The organism is Sorangium sp. So ce204 (genome assembly GCF_051526795.1).
In the GTDB taxonomy this organism is placed as follows: Bacteria; Myxococcota_A; Polyangia; order Polyangiales; family Polyangiaceae; genus Sorangium; species Sorangium cellulosum_B.
On the sequence record NZ_CP150317.1, the window covers coordinates 1,540,932 to 1,559,169 of the forward strand.

Genomic DNA, 18,238 nt, shown 5'->3' on the forward strand with positions numbered 1-18,238 from the left:
CATCACAGGGTGACACAAGCCGCGGCCGCGTCGATGTCCCAGCTCGCGCCGGAGATCACCCCCGGCCGAAAGGACAACAATGACGATTGGATCCGAGATGTCGGCCGCTGCTCGCTCTGCGGAGCGCGGCTTCCGCCCTGGGCCCTGCGCGAGCGGCGCGCTCGGTCAGCTGTTCACCGACGCGCTCCCCGCGTCCCACGAAGCCCTCCGCGGTGACGGGAGGCGGCGGTGATCGCGAAAGAGAAGGAGGCCGAGGTGCTGCGCCTCTACCACGGTGAGAAGTGGCCCGTGGGCACCATTGCCGCTCAGCTCGGGCTGCACCACACCACCGTTCAGCGCGTGCTCGGGCAAGCGGGCGTCGACCCGAAGGTCGTCGCGCCGCGCCCGTCGATGGTCGACCCGTTCGTGCCCTTCATCGTCGAGCAGCTCGGCAAGTATCCCTCGCTGCGCTCGAGTCGCCTCTTCGGCATGCTCAAGGAGCGCGGCTATCCGGGCGGTCCCGATCATCTGCGCCGAGTGATCGGTCGTCTCCGCCCCAAGAAGCCGGCAGAGGCATTCCAGCGGCTGCGCACGCTGCCCGGCGAGCAAGCGCAGGTCGACTGGGCGCACTTCGGCAAGCTGGCTGTCGGCCGGGCGCTGCGCCCGCTCTGGGCGTTCGTCATGGTGCTCAGCTACTCGCGGCGGATCTTCCTGCGCTTCTTCCCCAGCGCAGCGATGCCCTTCTTCGTTCGCGGGCACGTCGAGGCGTTCGCCGACATCGACGGCGTCCCGCGCGTGCTGCTCTACGACAACCTCAAGAGCGCTGTCGTGGAGCGTCACGGCGACGCGATCCGGTTCCACCCCATGCTCCTGGCTCTGTCGGCGCACTACCGCTTCGAGCCGCGCCCCGTCGCCGTCGCTCGCGGCAACGAGAAGGGCCGCGTCGAGCGCGCCATCCGCTACGTCCGCGAGGCATTCTTCGAGGCCCGGACCTATACCGATCTCGACGACCTCAACCGACAAGCGACCGAGTGGACCAGCTCCGCAGCGCTCGATCGCTCCTGGGTCGAGGACCGCGCCCGCACCGTGCGGCAGGCCTTCGACGACGAGAGCCGTGTGCTGCTCGGGCACCCCGACACGCCGTTTCCAGCCCATGAGCGCGTCGAGGTCGAGATCGGAAAGACCCCCTACGCGCGTTTCGATCTCAACGACTATTCTGTTCCCCACGACCGGACGAGCCGCACGCTCGTCGTCCTCGCCGACCTCGAACAGGTGCGCATCGCTGACGGCAACGAGATCGTCGCGACCCATGTCCGCTCGTGGGACCGCGGCCAGCAGATCGAGCAACCCGAGCACATCCAGCGCCTGGTCGACGAGAAGCGCCGCGCCCGCGAGCATCGCGGCCTCGATCGCCTCGCCCGCGCCGCCCGCAGCAGCCAGGCATTCCTGCGCATCCTCGCCGAGCGCGGAGACAACGTCGGCAGCGCCATCGCCCGGCTTCTGCACCTGCTCGACGCCGTCGGCGCCGCCGAGCTCGAAGAGGCGCTCGTCGAGGTGCTCGAGCGCGACACCATTCACGTCGGCGCCGTGCGCCAGGTGATCGACCGCCGGCGCTCCGAGCGCCACCTGCCGCCTCCAGTCTCGATCCCCGTCACGCGCGGCCAGCACGCCGCCCTCGTCGTCACGCCGCATTCGCTCGCCACCTACGACGCCCTGAAGAAGGACCCGACGCCATGACCGATCTAACGCCCACCGAGACCAAGGCCCGCCTGAAAAGCCTCGGCCTGTTTGGTCTGCTGGCCTGCTGGGAGGAGCTCGCCGAAAAGCCCTGGCTTCGCGAGGTGCTCGCCATTGAGGAGCGCGAGCGCCAAAAACGCAGCCTCGATCGCCGCCTCAAAAACTCCCGCGTAGCCGCCTTCAAGCCCATGGCGGACTTCGACTGGTCCTGGCCCAAGAAAATCGACCGCGAGGCCGTCGACGACCTCTTCGCTCCCGGCTTCCTCGCCACCGGCCACAACGCCGTGCTCGTCGGCCCCAACGGCGTCGGCAAGACCATGATCCTCAAGAACGTCGCCCACCAGGCCGTCGTCCGCGGTCACACGGTCCGCTTCTCGACCGCGAGCGACATGCTTGCCGACCTCGCCGCGCAGGAGTCCTCGGCCGCGCTCGCGCGCCGGCTGCACCGCTACACGGTTCCAGCCCTTCTTTGCATCGATGAAGTCGGCTATCTCTCCTACGATGGCCGCTACGCCGACCTGCTATTCGAGGTCGTCACCCGTCGCTACGACGCGCAGAAGCCGATCCTGCTCAGTACGAACAAGGCCTTCTCCGACTGGGGCCAGGTCTTTCCGCACGCCGCCTGCGTCGTTACGCTCGTCGACCGGCTCGTGCACCGGGCCGAGGTGATCGAGATCGAGGCCGAGAGCTACCGGCTCAAGGAAGCCAAGGAGCTGAGTGCCATCCGCACCAAGCAGCGCCGCACCAAAAAGCACTGAGCGGCCTCTTCACCGGTGAACTTCACCGGCGTCGGGTGCGGGTTTCACCGGCACCGGGCGCGGATTTCACCGGTGAACTTCACCGAATCTCCGCGGATTGCCGCGATCATCAACATAGCCGGCGCGGCGTTACGATCAGCGCGGCGCTTCAGGTGGCTGCCCTCGGCCGTCTTCGGCTAGACTAGAACGGCGATCGCCGCAAAGGACCAGCGGATCCGTCAGCTCATCGCGAGCGACGGCGGGCGCTCTCTGCGCTGACCTCGGCGCCGTCCACGAAGCAGCCGAGCGCTCGCGCGTCCTCGATGGGGTCGTGACCCCCGGCGTGCAAAAGTCCGCGGTAGCGCCCCAGCGCCTCGAGCGTAAGCTCGGCGCTGTTGCCCCCGGCAGTCGAGGCGCCCTCCAGCCGGCCGTGCGCTCCCGCGCCAGATCGCGCTGTCTCAGGGGCGCGGCGTCGATTTTTCCTCAGGCGGTGTCGATTTTTCCTTCGAGATACGCATATTCCGCCATCAAGGTAGGATCCATGGTGGATTCCTCGCGGGTAGTCAGCCGCGAGACAACAGCAAAGGAATCGATATGAGCATTCAAGCTCTTACCGCCGCCCTCATTGCAGCCTTTGGTGGTTCGTACCGCCGACCGATCAATGATGCGCGCCCAGTCATCCGTTACACGAGATGATCCCTCGTGAGCATGTCGAGAACGAGGCACGACTCACTCGACACATCAACCCACGTGCGAACGCGCGGCGTTTCAGCGAGAGCTGAGGCGCCGCTTTTTGTGCGCGGAGCATGCCCTGAGCGAGGCGCGGCGGCAGGCCAGGTGCCGGGAGCTCGACCCGGTGGACGCGTGCGCGGAGCAGCCGCACCGGTGAGCGATGAGAGCGGCGCCGCGCCGGGCTGCATGTTCGTACCGGGGCGGGGTGCTCGGTGCTCCAGAAGCCCGCCGCCGTCCCGAGCTCGTCTCTGGCGCTTCTACGGGGCCCCCGCCCTGCGTCCGAGCGCGTCCTCGGCGGCCCCTCGGCGGTCACTGCCCGAGCTTGTCCTCGGCGCCCTCAGCGGCCGCCCTGCCCCTCCCGAGCTCGTTCTCTGCGGCGCCCTCTCCTCGGCGGCCGCCCTTCGCCCGATCTCGGGGCGACGCCCACGGAGCGGAGGCGTGCATCGCCGAGCCCAACCGTTCGGTGGAGGACCACCGCGGCCGCCTGGACCGCCGGCGGATGGGCGCTCGAAGTGTTCGTCAACCAGTTGGTTGACGAACACTCCCGCCGCGTAACCGCCTGCGCACCTGCGCCGCCAGGGATGGGTCGACCGCCTTCCATCCCGGTTCCACCGCAGCGATTCTCTTGTCACCGAAACGGCGGCAGGGGCCCCCGAAACGGTGGTGGTGGTCGCGAGCGGTCGCGACCACCGCGCGAAACGCCCGGGTTTTCCCCTTCTCGCGACTTGTTGAGCGCCCTCGCTTGTTCTCCACACAGAAGCGCCGCGTGAGCTCGTGGCCGTCGCCGCGAGTTCCTCGAGTGCGTGCTCGGCGCTGCGGCCCCTGGTTGACCGCGGAGCGGCCGCGGGCGTCGAGGAGGACGCCGGCGAGCGCGCGCTATCGCGCTGGCGTCGTATGTGGCGCCGGAGCAGACAGGAAGGCTGCGTTTCTCGCTCAGGAGCGGCCGCAGGTGCGCGGGCCCGCCGACGGCGCGCGACCTGGCGCTCGAGCAGACAGGCCGCAGGGTCGAGGTCCGCGACCGCTCCGCGCGCGGGGATCGAGGTGGACGCCGGCGAGTTCGGGGCCATCGATGTCCGCGTGGTCAAGCGCTTCGGGCCCGGCCGTCGCTCGTTGAACGCGGGCGTCCAAGCCGCTCGTGGTCTTCGCACGGCAAGATCGTGAGCCGCGGGGCGCCGCCCACGCTTACCGCGCGGGCGCCATCGATCGAAGACGCGCGGCTGGTCAGCGGCGTGATCGAGCGCTTGATCCGTTTGCTCTCCAACTCCGCTCGCCGGAGTACCGCGCGGTATGATCGAGGTGATGGCGCTCCTGGGCGATCTGCAACGCATGCGCGACGTGATCGGCTTAGGCGCGGCTCAGCAGCTCGACGATCCCGAGAGGCCGCCGGGGCAACAGCGGCGACGCCCTCGAGCAGCGGAGCGGCCTGCGGGATCGTCCGGGCTGCGGGGCTCGCGGAGCCCTATCGGGCCATCCGTAGCCGGTCTCGTGGCTCCCCGCCAATGCCGCCGCGATGCGTGGCGCTCGCGGGCGGCGCAGACGCGCGAGCAACGTCGTGCGGCTCCGGGCGCGTGAGCGCTAGCGCGTCGTCATCGTTGACCGTGCAGGCCATCGCCAGGCGCCGCGCTCGCGGGCAGCGCGGCCGCGCGATCGACGTCGCATGGTGCCACGCGCGTGGGCGTCACGGCGCGCGGTCACCGCTGCCTGGGCACGGTGCCGCGCTGGGTCGGGCTTGCAGCCGAACACGCGCAGCCCGGGGCGCGTGGCCGGTCGCGCGCACCCGCGGCGGCGCGGCCATGCAGCTGGCGCCAGCACGTCGACACGCGCTGGTGCCGCACGGGTAGCTGCTCGCTGGCGCACGCTCTGGACGGTACGACCCCTGGCCAGTGCAGTGTGCTCGCCTAGATTCCGTTTGACGCCGATCCTCTGATCAGAAGAATGCCCCGCGTCGGCACGTCGCTCACGAGTTGCGGAAGACGGGAAGGGGACGATGGGCACAAGAAGGCGGCGGATCCCATGGGCGATCCTGGTCATCCCGCTGCTCGTCGTCGTACCGACGCAAGGAGAGGCCTCCGAGCTGAGCGCTGGTGTGAGCCTCGGGTGGCTCCAGGCCGGTACCGTTCCGCGCCTCGCGGTGGGGCCGCACGCGGGCATATCTTGGCCCATCCAGCGAGACATCCTGTTCACGGTGCACGACCTGTGCACGATCCTACCCCCGATCCAGGAAGACGGGCTCGGGATCTACAACCAGACCTCGGTTGACATCGGGTACGCGTGGAAGGACGGCAACGTCAGCGCGGGGCCGTCTGTCGCGTTCTACCTCATGCCGGCGTGCGGCGTCACCTTGTGCGGACGCGTCGGTGGCTTGGCAGTGGGCGGCCACGCGCAGACCAATGCGTACGTCGCCGGACCGCTCGGGGTGTCGGTGAGCGTCAACGTGGATTGGGTCGGTCGGGGCAGTCTGGTGCTCCCGGGCTATGTGTCCGTCGTCGTCGTTGCTGGTCCTGTGCTTCGATGGAGTGAGAAATGAACGTGAGAAAAGTTCTATTTTTGATCTTGACTATCGCGGTTTGGGCGCTGGCGGCGTGCAACATGACGTTCGGCGACTGCTATCCTGTCGGGGAAGGAACTTCGGGTGCAGGGGCCGGTCCGGGCTCCGAGCCACGCCCCGTCTTCACCTCGTCCGCATCCGGTGACTTCGGGGCCGACCCCCAAGGCGGCGGCGAGGGCAAGATCGCGTGCAACGAGTGGGAGCTTGAAGACAAAGAGGAGAGACCGAGCGACAGCGACAGCGCGGAGAGCCCGACAGCTAGCTCGACGAGCCCGCCAGACCCGTGCCCCGGATTCGGCGACATAGCCGGAGACGGAGCGACCTTCTTGAGCTGTAGCGATGCGTGCAGCTCGAAGTGCCCGCCGCCCGGGATGGCCCCATGGATATACGTAGATATTGATCCGTCGGAGTTCAAGTTTGTCGTCATTGTCAAGGACGACGGCACGGACAAAGGCGGAGGATGGCAAGAGGCCAAGGTCAACTTGACATTCAGGAGACTCACTATCCCGCATGAGATCAAGAAATGGCCCTGCGCTTTTACCATCGGCATGCCGCTCCGGACTGAGATTTATGGACAAATCGACGCAGACCGTGCGGCCCGCCTCAGCAAGGAGATCACGGAGGACGTCGCAAACCGCATGGATTACTATCTCCCGCAGGAGACGTTCTGCGATACGTTTCGCAAAGAGGCGGAGGCTGCGTTCAAGTTTAAGTATAAGCGACTCGGCGCCAGGGTGACGAAATGATGGTGATAGCTCGCTCCGAGCTGCTCGACGTCGTCTACCACTTCTACCCGCGGGGCGTACGTTGCACCGATCGCAGCTACGTACCTCCCAATGGGCCATTCTACGACGACACGGAGGAGCACCGCCGCCTGGTGGAAGCCGCAAACCGAGGGCGAGCGGAGTACCCAACGTGGAAAGCGATGATCCGCCGCCTGGGAGATCGATACGGCCTTCAGAACGAGTCGCTCCACCTGTTGGCGGGAGGGGGCGACCCGGCGTACTCGGCCCGCATCTGGCTCACCGACGAAACGGCGCTCAGCTTCCACGTGTCCCTTCTCGGGCCATACTACGGGATCCACCTCCCCGGCATCCTCGAGGAGGAGCCGGTGGCGCGCGAGATCGCTCGGGAGATCGAGGCCACCTACCCCGGTTACCGACCGATCCCGGCGGAGCTCGGGAATGAGGTGGTGCCGGATGTGGCGATGGACACGGTGTTGATGGGCGAAGCGACGATCTACATGTGCCTCTTCTCGGTCGTGTGGACTTGGGTGGATCCGTAACCACAGCCCTGGGCGGCTGCCGTGCACGTGACCGCATTCGGTCGCGTGGACGGCGAGGCGATCGAGGTGAGCTCGGCGGCGCTATGCGCCGTGGGGAGCTCAGGCGGCTCGCTCCCCGGCAGGGATCATCTGCTCCAGGGATGGGTGTCCGGATAAGCCTTCGGACTTTCTGAACGACCCTACGTGATCCTATGTGATCCTTGTGTGATAGGTTTCACCGCACGGTGGACGCTGCGTTCAAATCCAATTACAAGGGGCTCGGCGCCAAGGTGACGAATCCATGAAGACAGCTCGCTCCAAGCTGCTCGACATCGTTTACCGCTTCTACCCGCGGGGCATGGACAAAATTTCGCGCATCCATGTACCTCCGGGCGAGCCCGTCTACGTCGATACGGAGGAGCACCGCCGCCTGGTGGAAGCCGCAAACCGAGGGCGAGCGGCGTACCCAACGTGGGAAGCGATGATCCACCGCCTGGGGGAGCGATACGGCCTTCAGAACGAGTCCCTCAGCCTGGTGGCGGGGGCGAGCGACCCGGCGTACTCGGCCCGCATCTGGCTCACCGATAATGCGGCGCTCAGCTTCCACGTGTCCCTGCTCGGGCCATACTACGGGATCCACCTCCCCGGCATCCCCGAGGAGGAGCCGGTGGCGCGCGAGATCGCTGGGGAGATCGAGGCCACGTACCCCGGCTACCAGCCGATCCCGCCGGAGCTCGGGAACGAGGTGGTGCCGGATGTGGACATGGACGGGGGGTCGATGGGCCAGGCGACAATCTACGTGTGCCTCTTCTCGGTCGTGTGGACTTGGGTGGCTCCGTAGCTGTCCCCCTGGGTGGATGCCGCCCGCGTGGCCGAACTCGGGCGCTTCGCCGTCGAGGCGCTCGAGGCAAGCTCGGCGGCGCCCCCTCGACGACGGCGCGTCGGCGGCGATACTCGCCGGGGCTGGTCCACGTGCTCGCGCTCCAGGCGAGCGGCGACGTCGACGGCGCCCGCGCGGCGCTGCGGGCCGAGCGCGATGATCTGCTCGCTCGAGCCGCCGCGATCCCCGACGCCGGCTATCGGCGGAGCTTCCTTGAGGGCCTGCCATCCCGCGCTCGCGTTGATCAAGCGAGAAATAAACCGCCAAGACACCAAGGACGCAAATGGACTGAATCCGCCTGAATAGGGCAGGGGTTCGAGCCGCCAAGCGTGCCAAGACGCCAATTTTATATTTCTTGGCGTCTTGGTGTCCTTGGCGGTTCATTTCTCGGTGGGTCAATCAGAGCGGCCCGCTTGAGCGTCCTGCGCACTCCTGGCGCCGCGGCGTCGCGCGACGAGGGTGATGCCGAACAGGGCGACGGTGAGCCCGATGTACGCTGACCTGCTGCCAGCGCCGTGAGCGCTGCATTGTGCGTCGTTGCTGGTGTCGTCCGTCCCGTCATTTCTGCTGCTGCCGGCGGCAACGCTGGAGGTACCGCCGCCCCCGCCATTCCCTGCTCGGCCGCCCGCGGCCGGCTCCGCATCGCCGTTTCCGCCCAACCCCGGCACTGCACCGCCGCTCCCGCCCGCGCCTGGCTCCACACTGTCGCCTCCGCCCGTACCGAGCCCTGCGCCGCCGCTTCCACCCGCAACGCCGCCTGCGCCGGGCCCGGGTGAGGGCTCCCAGCTGAGCAGCCGCGAGACGACGCGCCGCGTGCGCGCGGCAGGGCCGAGCTTGTCGTAGCTCAGCAGGAACCGGCCATCCTCGCCGCGGGCCAGCGTCGGCGCATTGCACGCGTCATCCACGAGCAGCGCCTCCACACCCGGTGTCCCATCGGGGGCCACGGCGCGGATCCAGAGCCGGTGCGTCTTCGCCTCTTCCCACACCACCTGGTAGCTCGCGCCGTCCCAGGCCACGGCCGCCGCATGACCAGCGCTCGTCGGCGAGATCAGGAATGCTTCGCCCCGCCAGCCGCCCGTGCCGTAGATTCGACCGTGCACCGGCTTATCACCGCCCTCTGGCCAGCTACCTCCGGACTCCGTCCAGACAACGAGCGTGTCCGTGCCGTCCGTCGCCCCCGCGATGGCGGCCGATGCGCTCGACAGCAGGAATGCCTCCCCGACGTCTCCCGTGCGGCTCACGGGGACGAGATGCAGGCCCGCCTTCACGTAGGCCACCAGGTAGTCCCGCCCGGCGTGGAGCGGCATCGCGTGCGACTCCGCCTCGACCGAGGGCACGATGGGGAACACCGGGCCAGCGCTCCCCGATGCGTCGAGCAGGCGGCCCGACGCGGTGTACACGAAGGGCTCCTCCACGGTCCTCTCCACGAAGGTCACCAGGTATCCGTCGCCGTTGCCCGCGACCGACGGCGTCGCCGACAGGTGGAGCGACGAGACGGCGACGCTCTCCCCGAGCGCGCCGTCGCCCGACACCCGCCGCAGCTGATCCCCGCCGGCGCCGACCGCGCTCCAGGTGAGCACCGACGCGCCGCCGCCGTTCGAGGCCAGATCGATCGCGAAGGCGCTGCTCGCGAGCTCGATCCCGACCGGATCGACGACCTCGCCGGCCGCGCTCACGCGCACCGCGCGCGCGGTCGTCCGCTCTCCTTCCGGGTCCGGCTCGTCGGTCCAGGCGACGAGGTAGCTCTCGCCGGTCCAGGCCACGCGCGGGGCGCCCTGCCTGTTCGGCAGGGGGCTGAGCCCGAGCCGGCCCGCGGCCAGCGCGAGATCCGGGCCGATCAGGCTGCCCTCGATGCCCTGGCCGTGGAACGCGAGCAGGAAGCGCGAGCCGTTCCACGCGAGCGCGCTCCGATCCGAATCCAGGACGGAGCGAGGTGACCCGCCCGCGAGCCTCACGTCGTCGGTCCCCTGCACGACACCCTCGGCCGAGACGCGGGCCCCGTACATCGCGCGACCGTCCCGCTCGTCGGCCCAGGCCACGAGATAGCTGCTGCCGTCGAACGCCGCGGCGGGGGCCCCGGCGCCCGGGCTCGGCCGCGAGATCGGAAAGTCCCTTGCCGCGATCGTGCCGTCCGCGCGCAGCACAGCGCCCCGGATCGTGCTCGTGGGATCGTCCCGTACCCACGTGGCCAGGAAGCTCCTCCCGCCGGACGCGAGCGCGACCAGCCGCGCGTTGCCCGGGTCCTCCGAGATCTGGACGCCAAAGGCATCGAGCGCCGTCCCATCGCTGGCCACCCGCGCCGCACGGATGGCCCGCGCGCCGCCGCCGGAGACGTCCTCGTCCCAGGCCACGATGGAGACGTCCGCCCCGGCGCCGACCGCCGGCCGCGACGCGCGGCCGCTCGTGGAGAGGGCGCGCTCGGCGCCGGGGACGGCGCTGCCGCTCGGGTCGACGAGCGTCGCGCGGACGTCGTCGGCCCCATCGTCGGCGAGGCTGAGCCAGGCGGTCACGAAGCGCTCCCCGTTCCACTCGACCGAGGGATACACGCCCTCGTCCGACGTCGAGATCGCGAAGCTCGCCGGCCCTTCGAGCGTGCCGTCGGGTCCCATCACGCGGCCGCGGATGGTGATCCGGCCGTCGTCGCCGTACTGGCTCCAGGCGACGAGGTAGCGGCCTCCGCCGTACGCCACGCTGGGCAGGTACTGTCCGGCGGACGCCTCGCCCAGATCCAGCCAGTCGAGATCGAGCACGTCCCCGCGCGCGCCGACGCGGACCGCGCGGATGCGCGACAGATCCTCGAAGACGACGACGTAGCTCGTCCCGTCGGTCGCGACCTCCGGATCGAACCCGGCGTCTTGCTGGACGGGCACGGGCGGCTCCGTCCCGATCTCCGGGCCCACCTCCGGATCGAGCAGCGCCGGATAGCCGCTCTCCTCGACGACCGAGGCGGGCACGCGCAGCTCGATGTGGCCGTCCGCCCAGCGGGCGGGCACCGGGACGCGGCGGCCCGACGCGTCGATCCACGTGCCGTGGCCGTACACGAACCGCTGCCCCGGCGCGGCGCCGAGGACGAGGCCGCGGGCGTCGCTCGCGACCGAGGGCGCGCCGTCCGCGGCGCCGAGCCGGGCGCTCACGCGCACGACGAGATCGCCGCGCCCCCCGGGCCGCTCGGGGAACCGGAACGCCTGCTCGGCGTTCATCTCGTGGTTCCTCCACAGCTCGCTGCAGGCCTCGAACGCGCGCTCCGCGCCGCCGTCCGCGGCGATGCGCACGCGGCCCTCGCCGTTCACGCACTCGTGGCCGGCGCGGGCGATCGATCGCGTCGTGAGCGTGAGCGCGCCGCCCGGCTGGAGCTCGCCGGGCGCGCCCTCGACGAGAAGCCCGCGGAGCGCGCGGCGGCGCGCCGTCAGCTCGGCGGCGGTGCGCGCCTCGGCGAGCGCCTGGAGCTGCCTCGCTCGCCCCCTGCGCGCCGCCCTCGCCGAGGGCTTCGCGCGGATCCGCGCCGCGCCGCCCTCGACGTCGATCCGGTGGGCGGCGCCTTCGGCGGAGAGCCCTTGTCGCGTGGATCGAAAGCTCGCCCGCGCCCTGCTCACGATCCGCCCGAGCTCGACCGGCGCGGCGCCGCCCGGCCGGAGCGCGCGCTCCGCGGGGCGCTCGGCTGGACCATTCCCCGCCGCGTGGGGGTCGGGCGCGCTGCACGCCGGGGCGCACCCTGCCATCAACAACAACAAAGCTCGACTCGATGCCAGCGTCACGACGCACCTCCTGACGGCCTTGGCAGCCGACGCGCACCACGCCGCTCTCTGATGGATGAGCCAGCGAGACGGTAACAGCGTGTGTGCGTTCACGTCGACCGCGATACCCGACGAGGTCATGCGATGACTCCGGTATTACGACCGGGCTACAGCGGGGCGCAGGTCCGTGCGCTACGGGCTCAGCCGCGTCGTTCGGCTCGCTGCGGCGCACCGTTGTACGCCTCGCTCGCCTGCCTGGCGGCTGAGCCCGTATCCCACGAACCTGCGCCCCGCTTCAGATCGCGGAGTCAGCGAGATCCAGAGGGTGCCGTGCGCTTGGCAGGGGCAGGGGCGTGAAGCGTGAAGATCGCCAGCGGGCCGCGGGCCAGACCGAGCCGGCCCGCCGCTCTCACTGCGCTCTCACTGCTCTCACTGGAGGATGGCCGGGGACGGATTCCCCGTATAGACCTGCGAGCAGCGGGGCTTCTTCGCGTCGGACGGGCAGCGGAGCCCCTGGTAGAAGCTCAGCGTGTTCGACAGGGGGGCGTAGCCGCTCGGGACCTGGAGCTTCGACACCGAGCCGAAGTAGGCGAGGCACGCGTCGCGCCACCAGCGCGCCTCGTAGTGCTGGATCTGCAGGAAGTCGCTCACGTCACCGAAGCGCTTGGCATCGATACGGCCCTCGACGGACTTCCATGTCTCTCGCATGACCCCCACCTCATCGACGCCCTGGCTGTAACGATGGACGAGCTCCTCCCAGACCGTCCTGCCGGACTTCAGCTTGTCGTTCCAGCCGACGCGGTGGAAGAAGAGCACGAGATCGTCCGGCACCGTGTCCCGGCTCCCGAACGTCTGTCCCACCTGCGCGGCGTACTGGGCAACAGCGTTGCTGCCCGACGAGGTGCGGTTGAAGCCGATGCTGTTCGCGTCCGCCTTGTGATAGTAGACCGGGTTCCACTCGACGCGGCCCAGGCTGTTCAGCCACGGCCCAGGCCCGTAGTGATGGTCGTTGCCCATGATGTGGACGAGGCCGAGGGGCGTCATGTAGTCGACGAGCGCCTCGCGTGACTGCATCATGATCTGGACGACCGGCTCGACGACGACGGGGTCGTTCGAGAAGGTCTGCCGGACCCACTCCTCCGCGATGGCCTCCGAGGAGAGGTCCGGGTTCCACGCCAGGCGCCCGTACACGTACCAGTTCGCCTGGTTCATCTGCGATCCCGTCCAGTTCGTGTCGTCACCCACGTTGGCGACGCCCGAGATCGCGGTGGTCGCATACTTGTGGAGGGTGCCGTCGATGACCCGCGCCACGGTCGAGCCCTCGCCGCCCGCGTAGGTGTCCGCCTTGAGGACCTCCTCGAAGAGCGGGCCGAGGTAGGCGAGGTGCGTGTCCTCGCCGAGGTACTCCTTCGTGATCTGGAGCTCGAGGGCGAGGGGCGTCTTCGGCATGGCCCCGAGCAGCGGATGGAACGGCTCCCGGGGCTGGAAATCGAGCGGGCCGTTCTTGGCCTGCACGAGGACGTTGCTCTTGAATTTGCCGTCCAGAGGCTTGAACTCCTCGTAGGCCTGCTTGATGCGGTCCGGGGGGCTCGTGTCGGAGTAGACGAAGGCGCGCCATATCACGATGCCGTCGTGCGGCGCGAGGGCGTCGGCGAGCATGTTGGCGCCGTCGGCGTGGGTCCGCCCGTAGTCCTGCGGCCCTGGCTGCCCCTCGGAGTTCGCCTTCACGAGGAAACCACCGAAGTCGGGGATCTGCTTGTAGATCTCGTTGACCTTGTTCGTCCACCATTGCTTGACGCTGGCGTTGGTCGGATCCGCCGTGCTCAGGTTGCCGATCTCGACCGGCGCGCTGAATCGCGCCGTGAGGTAGACCTTGATGCCGTAAGGGCGGAAGACGTCGGCGAGCGCCTTGACCTTCGTAAGGTACGACGGCGTCAGGACCTGCGCGTTGGCGTTCACGTTGGTCAGCACCGTCCCGTTGATGCCGATGGAGGCGTTGGCCCTCGCGTAGTCCTTGTAACGGGGGGAGAGCGTGCCGGGCAGCGCGCTCCAGTCCCAGATGGAGCGGCCCGCGTAGCCGCGCTCCACGCTGCGATCGAGGTTGTCCCAGTGGTTCAGGATGCGATGGCCGATCTTCGGAGAGCCGGTGAGCGACAGCTTGTCGAGGGCGCTGTGGCTCTGGACGTGCCGGAGGAGCGCGAAGGTGCCATAGAGCACGCCCACCTCCGTGTTGCCGGCCACGGCGATCACCGGCTGGCCTCCGACGTCGGCGGCCTCGACGAGGTAGCCCTCGGGGCCCAGGGCGCCGAGGCGCGCTGCGAGCGGCAGGCCCTTGATGACGTCCGCGGCGGCCGTCCCGATCACCACGGCGCCCGGCCCGTCGACGGCCGCGCCGGTCCCGACCGTTCCTCCCGTCAACCCGCTCAGCCCTTTGACGAGCTCGGCCTCGGCGATGTCGAGGCTCGCGCCGGTCCCCGATTTGACCACGCGCTTGAAGGCCGCCTGGTACTCCGCGAGGCGCCCCGGAATCGGCACCTTCGGGTACCTGAGCCAGAGGTCTGCGCCCGTCTCCTCCGGCAGGGCGCCCGGCACGGGGTACTCCTCGTCGGACCCCGACATCCCGCCCGTGCTCCCGGTCGATGCTCCCGTGTCCCCGCCGCCCTGGCCGACCGAGGCGCCGCCGCCCGTACCGCTGTTCGCGCCGCTGCTCGCGCCGCTGCTCCCGCCGCCTGTGCCGGTGGCCCCGCTGGGGCTCCCCGCCGCGCTGGAGCCGCCGCTGCCGGTCACCTCGTTCGGCTCATCGGTGCCGCTCGAGGAGCAGGCGCCCGCGAGCGCCGCGCTCAAGAGCCCGACGACGAGGAGCGGCACCCTCAGGATCTTCATTGAATGAGGCCGCCTGGTGGGCGGTCGACCCGCGCAGCGTGACATCTTGTTTTCCGAAGGAGGCGCCATCTGAATCAGCCTTTCCATGGAGGGTGGCTCGGGAAAGAGGGTGAACAAACCGACTCGCGGATCTCGAGGGTGAATCTCGACGCCCGTCAAGGGCTAAACGCCCCGTGCAAGACCGCAACGCACCGCGGCTCCGTCATGCCTTGCCCACCTCGTCAGAGGTCGCTTCTCGTGCGGTTGTGTGCGAAGTGTTCAGTGTTCCTGTATTTCTGGCGGGGTCTGAGCAAAAAACGTCAGAAACGCGGACTGAAACTGCCAATAACCGTGATCGAGGCGCCTTCCACTGGGAAGTGCGCCGCGCTGATCCCGCCGTACGAGACGCCCGCGGAGCGCGCGGAGCTGCGCCAGGTGCTGGCGTGGATCGACGGCGGCATCTGGCTCGGAATGGCGTAACTCGGCGATGGAGACGATGGCGCGCGCCCAGGCAGCCTGAGCGACGGCGGCACGATCCGGAGGACCGACTCGGGGGGAGATTGCTGCCAGGAGCGCTCGCTCCCCGCTGCTGCGTTTCCGAGTTGCTCTTGCTTTCTCATGGTGCCCCGCCCCATCGCGGGGTATCCGCATGTGAGTTGCTGTCCGACGAACACCGTGGTTGCAGGCATGGGGTCGGCAAGGTTTGCGAGGCGTTCATGATCAGGCGCACGCTGGCCGGGAATATTGAGCTCTACAATTGAACGAGGGTTCCCGGGCGTCTCGCTGGTGCACGGTTCCACCTTGAGCAGAAGCCCGCGACTCGGCCGTTCTTATCATGGAGAATCTTATGCGTATCACTCGCTTGCTTGGCTGCGTTTCCGCTTCGTTCGCGTTCGGTCTGCTTGCGTGCGCCGTGGAGCCCATCGAGGAAGAGGACCTCGACTCTCTGGACGGCGCCCTGGACAGCGCAGACGGCTCGATGTCGGCGGATATCGCGATTCAGTCGGACTGGGGGAACGGCTACTGCGCGAACGTGAGGGTGACGAACAAGTCCCGCTCCCCGGCCACCACCGGCTGGAACGTGGTCGTCCGGCTCAACGGCTCGACGCTGGCCAATGCGTGGAACGTGACCCCCGTGTCCTCGAACGGGCAGTTCACCGCCACGAACGTGACCCACAACGCAGCGATCAAGGAGAAAGGTTGGGTGGAGTGGGGGTTCTGCGCAAACGGCAGCGGGCGGCCCGCGGTCGCGTCGGTCACCGGCAGCGGAGGCACGGTCGTCGGCACGGGCGCGTCCTCCTCGTCGAGCAGCAGCGCGAGCTCGTCGTCGAGCAGCAGCTCGTCATCGAGCAGCAGCTCGTCATCGAGCAGCAGCTCGGGTGCGGGCGGCTCGGGCGGGGCAGGCGGCTCGGGCGGTGCCGGTGGCTCCGGTGCGGGCGGCTCCGGCGGGTCCGGCGGCTCCGGCGGGTCGGGCGGGAGCACGGGCGCGGTCGAGGACAGCGGCGCGAGCTGCCCCAGGCCGACGTTGCCCGCCGCCTCGTCTCTCCCGGTGTTCGACACGCATCACGATCCGTTCCTGAGCTTGAGCGGCTCACGTATCACGAAGAAGTCGGAGTGGGCGTGCCGGCGCGCGGAGATCAAGTCGCAGGTCGAGACGTATGAGTCCGGATCGAAGCCCGTGGTGTCCAAGGACAATGTCACAGGGCAGTTCTCGGCGAACAGGCTGACGGTCAACGTCAACGACGCAGGGAAGAGCGCCTCCTTCTCCATCAACATCAGCCGGCCTTCCGGCGCGCCTGCTGGTCCGATCCCGCTCGTCATCGGCATCGGTGGCAACAACCTCGACACCAGCGTGTTCACGCAGAACGGCGTCGCGATGGCGACCTTCGACAACAACGCGATGGGCGCCCAGAACGGCGGCGGCTCGCGCGGGACGGGCACGTTCTACAACCTCTACGGCAGCAACCACTCGGCCAGCTCGATGATCGCGTGGGCCTGGGGCGTGAGCCGGATCATCGACGCGCTGGAGAAGACCCCGGGCGCCAACATCGATCCGAAGCGCATCGCCGTGACGGGTTGCTCGCGCAACGGCAAGGGCGCCCTCACGGCAGGTGCGTTCGACGAGCGCATCGTGCTGACGATCCCCCAGGAGTCGGGCGCCGGCGGCTCGGCGAGCTGGCGCGTCTCGCAGGCGGGCGCCAACGCCGGGGAGAACGTGCAGACCCTGTCCAGCGCGGCCAGCGAGCAGCCGTGGTTCCGCGCGAACTTCGGCTCGACCTTCGGCAACCGGGTGACGTCCTTGCCCTTCGACCATCACATGGTCATGGGGCTCGTCGCGCCGCGCGCGCTGCTCGTCATCGACAACAGGATCGACTGGCTCGGCATCAACAGCACCTTCACGGCGGGGTCCATCGCCCAGCAGATCTGGAAGGGGCTCGGGGTGCAGGACAAGATGGGCTACTGGCAGACGGCCGCCCATGCCCACTGCGCGTTCCCGTCCTCGCAGAGGGCGGCCCTCGATGCGTACGTGAAGAAGTTCCTTGTCGGCGGCGGCACCGCGGACACCAACCTGCTCAAGGGCGACGGGGCGACGGCCGATCTGAACAGGTGGATGAAGTGGACGGCGCCCACCCTCCAGTAACCGCTCGGAGCGAAGGGGCGCCTCGCAAGGGGCGCCCCGACCGGTGAGCCCCTGATCGGAGCGGCTCGCGATGGTCGTCAACCCCACCGTGGGCACCGGCCTCGGCTCGCTGTACGTCCGCAATGTGACGGACGGGCAGAAGGATTTCACGCGCGTCGTCTTCGACAATATCAACACGACCGGCGTGACCGCGCGGGTGCTGGTTGTCCCGCTGCTCATGGGCGTGAACAAGAACCCGTCCAATTTCAACGGGTTCATCGTGGCGGCCTACGGCGACAGCAACGCCGGCGTCGTGGAGTCACTGCTGGAGGTGCCGCTGCTCCTGAACGCGACGACCCGGAACCCGTCCAGGTGGAACGGCTGGGAGATCGGCGGCATCAACTCCGGTGTTCAGGTGGATAACCTGCGCTCGGCGTTGAATCCGTACCTCGATTTCGTCGGCCGGAACCAGTACATCGCCGATTGAGGGCCCGTCAGCGCGGCCCGGAGCGCCGTGAGCCCTAGGCGCTCCCGCGGGCCCCTCCCTGGCCCGGGCGCCCTCCGCTCAGCCGCTGTCCGAGGAGCTGCTTCGCGCGCTCCGCGCGCTGCAGCTCCTCCTGCCGGACCTCGCTGAAGAAGGAGGCGAGCTCTTGATCACCCTGCTGCTTCGCGTCCTGGATGTACTGTGAGTGGGTCTGCGCGCCCTTGAGCGTATGGTAGAGCACGCTGACCAGGTTGTAGTCCTTGTCGGGGATCACGCTGCTCTCGGTGCGGCCCTCCTGTAGGCCAGCGCCCTGCTGCCCCTGCGCGCCCATTCCCTGCTTCTGCTCGGTCGCCATATCAACCTCCTCGACTCCCCCCACCGAGGCCGGGCAATGCAAGCGGGAGACCGCGCGGCGGGGAGCCCCTGTGTCGAGGGGGGGCCGCGCGAGCGGCGCGGTCGCTCCACCCCGCCCGTCGCGTCCTGCCACAGCAGGCAGACGCCCGCGCAGGATCGCACCACCCTGCGCGATCGCGCCCCCTCACGCGGAGAAGGCCGCGAGCGCGCTCGACGCAGCCCGCGCCAGGCCACCACAACAGGCACGGCTCAGCTCGCAGGCCACGCTCCCCGGGGCGCTTGCCGGGCTGATCCCGGCGGGCTCACA

13 protein-coding genes and 1 pseudogene are annotated in these 18,238 nt (G+C 69.1%); 10 read left to right on the forward strand and 4 right to left on the reverse strand.

Going from position 1 to position 18,238, the window contains the following annotated elements; translation table 11 throughout:
• Positions 1-228: 228 nt before the first annotated feature.
• A complete protein-coding gene (gene istA, locus WMF22_RS05620) occupies positions 229-1,716 on the forward strand; it encodes an IS21 family transposase (RefSeq protein WP_438032199.1) in 1,488 nt (495 codons plus the stop codon).
• Positions 1,713-2,474, forward strand: coding sequence for an ATP-binding protein (locus WMF22_RS05625; protein ID WP_438032200.1), 762 nt, complete (start codon positions 1,713-1,715; stop codon positions 2,472-2,474). The genes istA and WMF22_RS05625 overlap by 4 nt, the downstream gene beginning before the upstream one ends.
• A 462-nt stretch (positions 2,475-2,936) precedes the next feature.
• Here WMF22_RS05625 and WMF22_RS05630 read toward each other — a convergent pair whose 3' ends face one another.
• On the reverse strand, positions 2,937-3,179 hold the full coding sequence (locus WMF22_RS05630) for a hypothetical protein (protein ID WP_438035105.1): 243 nt from the start codon (positions 3,177-3,179) through the stop codon (positions 2,937-2,939).
• Positions 3,180-5,172: 1,993 nt separating this feature from the next.
• Here WMF22_RS05630 and WMF22_RS05635 point away from each other — a divergent pair.
• The 4 genes from WMF22_RS05635 to WMF22_RS05650 all read left to right on the forward strand — a co-directional run bounded on the left by WMF22_RS05635 (position 5,173) and on the right by WMF22_RS05650 (position 7,838).
• Positions 5,173-5,712: a hypothetical protein gene (locus tag WMF22_RS05635; protein WP_438035106.1), complete on the forward strand. Its 540-nt coding sequence runs from the start codon at positions 5,173-5,175 to the stop codon at positions 5,710-5,712.
• Complete coding sequence (locus WMF22_RS05640; RefSeq protein ID WP_438035107.1) at positions 5,709-6,479, forward strand: hypothetical protein; 771 nt, start codon at positions 5,709-5,711, stop codon at positions 6,477-6,479. Before WMF22_RS05635 ends, WMF22_RS05640 begins: the two co-directional genes overlap by 4 nt.
• Positions 6,476-7,018, forward strand: coding sequence for a hypothetical protein (locus WMF22_RS05645; RefSeq protein ID WP_438035108.1), 543 nt, complete (start codon positions 6,476-6,478; stop codon positions 7,016-7,018). Before WMF22_RS05640 ends, WMF22_RS05645 begins: the two co-directional genes overlap by 4 nt.
• A gap of 280 nt (positions 7,019-7,298) precedes the next feature.
• Positions 7,299-7,838 (forward strand): hypothetical protein, encoded by a 540-nt coding sequence (locus WMF22_RS05650; protein ID WP_438035109.1) that lies wholly within the window; start codon positions 7,299-7,301, stop codon positions 7,836-7,838.
• A gap of 434 nt (positions 7,839-8,272) precedes the next feature.
• Here the strand turns inward: WMF22_RS05650 and WMF22_RS05655 are convergent, their stop codons facing one another.
• Both WMF22_RS05655 and WMF22_RS05660 read right to left on the reverse strand, forming a co-directional pair.
• Positions 8,273-11,596, reverse strand: coding sequence for a hypothetical protein (locus tag WMF22_RS05655; RefSeq protein ID WP_438035110.1), 3,324 nt, complete (start codon positions 11,594-11,596; stop codon positions 8,273-8,275).
• Positions 11,597-12,040: 444 nt separating this feature from the next.
• A complete protein-coding gene (locus WMF22_RS05660; RefSeq protein ID WP_438035111.1) occupies positions 12,041-14,494 on the reverse strand; it encodes an alpha-glucuronidase family glycosyl hydrolase in 2,454 nt (817 codons plus the stop codon).
• Positions 14,495-14,755: 261 nt separating this feature from the next.
• Between WMF22_RS05660 and WMF22_RS05665 the strand changes: the two genes are divergently transcribed.
• The 4 genes and pseudogenes from WMF22_RS05665 (at position 14,756) to WMF22_RS05680 (ending at position 17,580) form a co-directional block, all read left to right on the forward strand.
• Positions 14,756-14,953 (forward strand): hypothetical protein, encoded by a 198-nt coding sequence (locus tag WMF22_RS05665; RefSeq protein WP_438035112.1) that lies wholly within the window; start codon positions 14,756-14,758, stop codon positions 14,951-14,953.
• A 499-nt stretch (positions 14,954-15,452) separates the two neighbouring features.
• Positions 15,453-15,677, forward strand: a pseudogene (locus WMF22_RS05670) (cellulose binding domain-containing protein); the annotation flags it as partial.
• 378 nt (positions 15,678-16,055) lie between these two features.
• On the forward strand, positions 16,056-17,114 hold the full coding sequence (locus WMF22_RS05675; RefSeq protein ID WP_438037240.1) for a glucuronyl esterase domain-containing protein: 1,059 nt from the start codon (positions 16,056-16,058) through the stop codon (positions 17,112-17,114).
• Between the two features lie 70 nt (positions 17,115-17,184).
• A complete protein-coding gene (locus tag WMF22_RS05680) occupies positions 17,185-17,580 on the forward strand; it encodes a hypothetical protein (RefSeq protein ID WP_438035113.1) in 396 nt (131 codons plus the stop codon).
• A 34-nt stretch (positions 17,581-17,614) separates the two neighbouring features.
• Here the strand turns inward: WMF22_RS05680 and WMF22_RS05685 are convergent, their stop codons facing one another.
• Positions 17,615-17,932, reverse strand: a complete 318-nt coding sequence (locus WMF22_RS05685; RefSeq protein WP_437298078.1) for a hypothetical protein — start codon at positions 17,930-17,932, stop codon at positions 17,615-17,617.
• Positions 17,933-18,238 lie beyond the last annotated feature (306 nt).

Bases quoted from the DNA above. Each gene is read 5' to 3' on its own strand.
- WMF22_RS05640 (WP_438035107.1), top strand. From the start codon at position 5,709: ATGAACGTGAGAAAAGTTCTATTTTTGATCTTGACTATCGCGGTTTGG.
- WMF22_RS05650 (WP_438035109.1), top strand. From the start codon at position 7,299: ATGAAGACAGCTCGCTCCAAGCTGCTCGACATCGTTTACCGCTTCTAC.
- WMF22_RS05625 (WP_438032200.1), top strand. From the start codon at position 1,713: ATGACCGATCTAACGCCCACCGAGACCAAGGCCCGCCTGAAAAGCCTC.
- WMF22_RS05685 (WP_437298078.1), bottom strand. From the start codon at position 17,932: ATGGCGACCGAGCAGAAGCAGGGAATGGGCGCGCAGGGGCAGCAGGGC.
- WMF22_RS05680 (WP_438035113.1), top strand. From the start codon at position 17,185: ATGGTCGTCAACCCCACCGTGGGCACCGGCCTCGGCTCGCTGTACGTC.
- WMF22_RS05655 (WP_438035110.1), bottom strand. From the start codon at position 11,596: ATGGCAGGGTGCGCCCCGGCGTGCAGCGCGCCCGACCCCCACGCGGCG.
- WMF22_RS05660 (WP_438035111.1), bottom strand. From the start codon at position 14,494: ATGAAGATCCTGAGGGTGCCGCTCCTCGTCGTCGGGCTCTTGAGCGCG.
- WMF22_RS05645 (WP_438035108.1), top strand. From the start codon at position 6,476: ATGATGGTGATAGCTCGCTCCGAGCTGCTCGACGTCGTCTACCACTTC.
- WMF22_RS05635 (WP_438035106.1), top strand. From the start codon at position 5,173: ATGGGCACAAGAAGGCGGCGGATCCCATGGGCGATCCTGGTCATCCCG.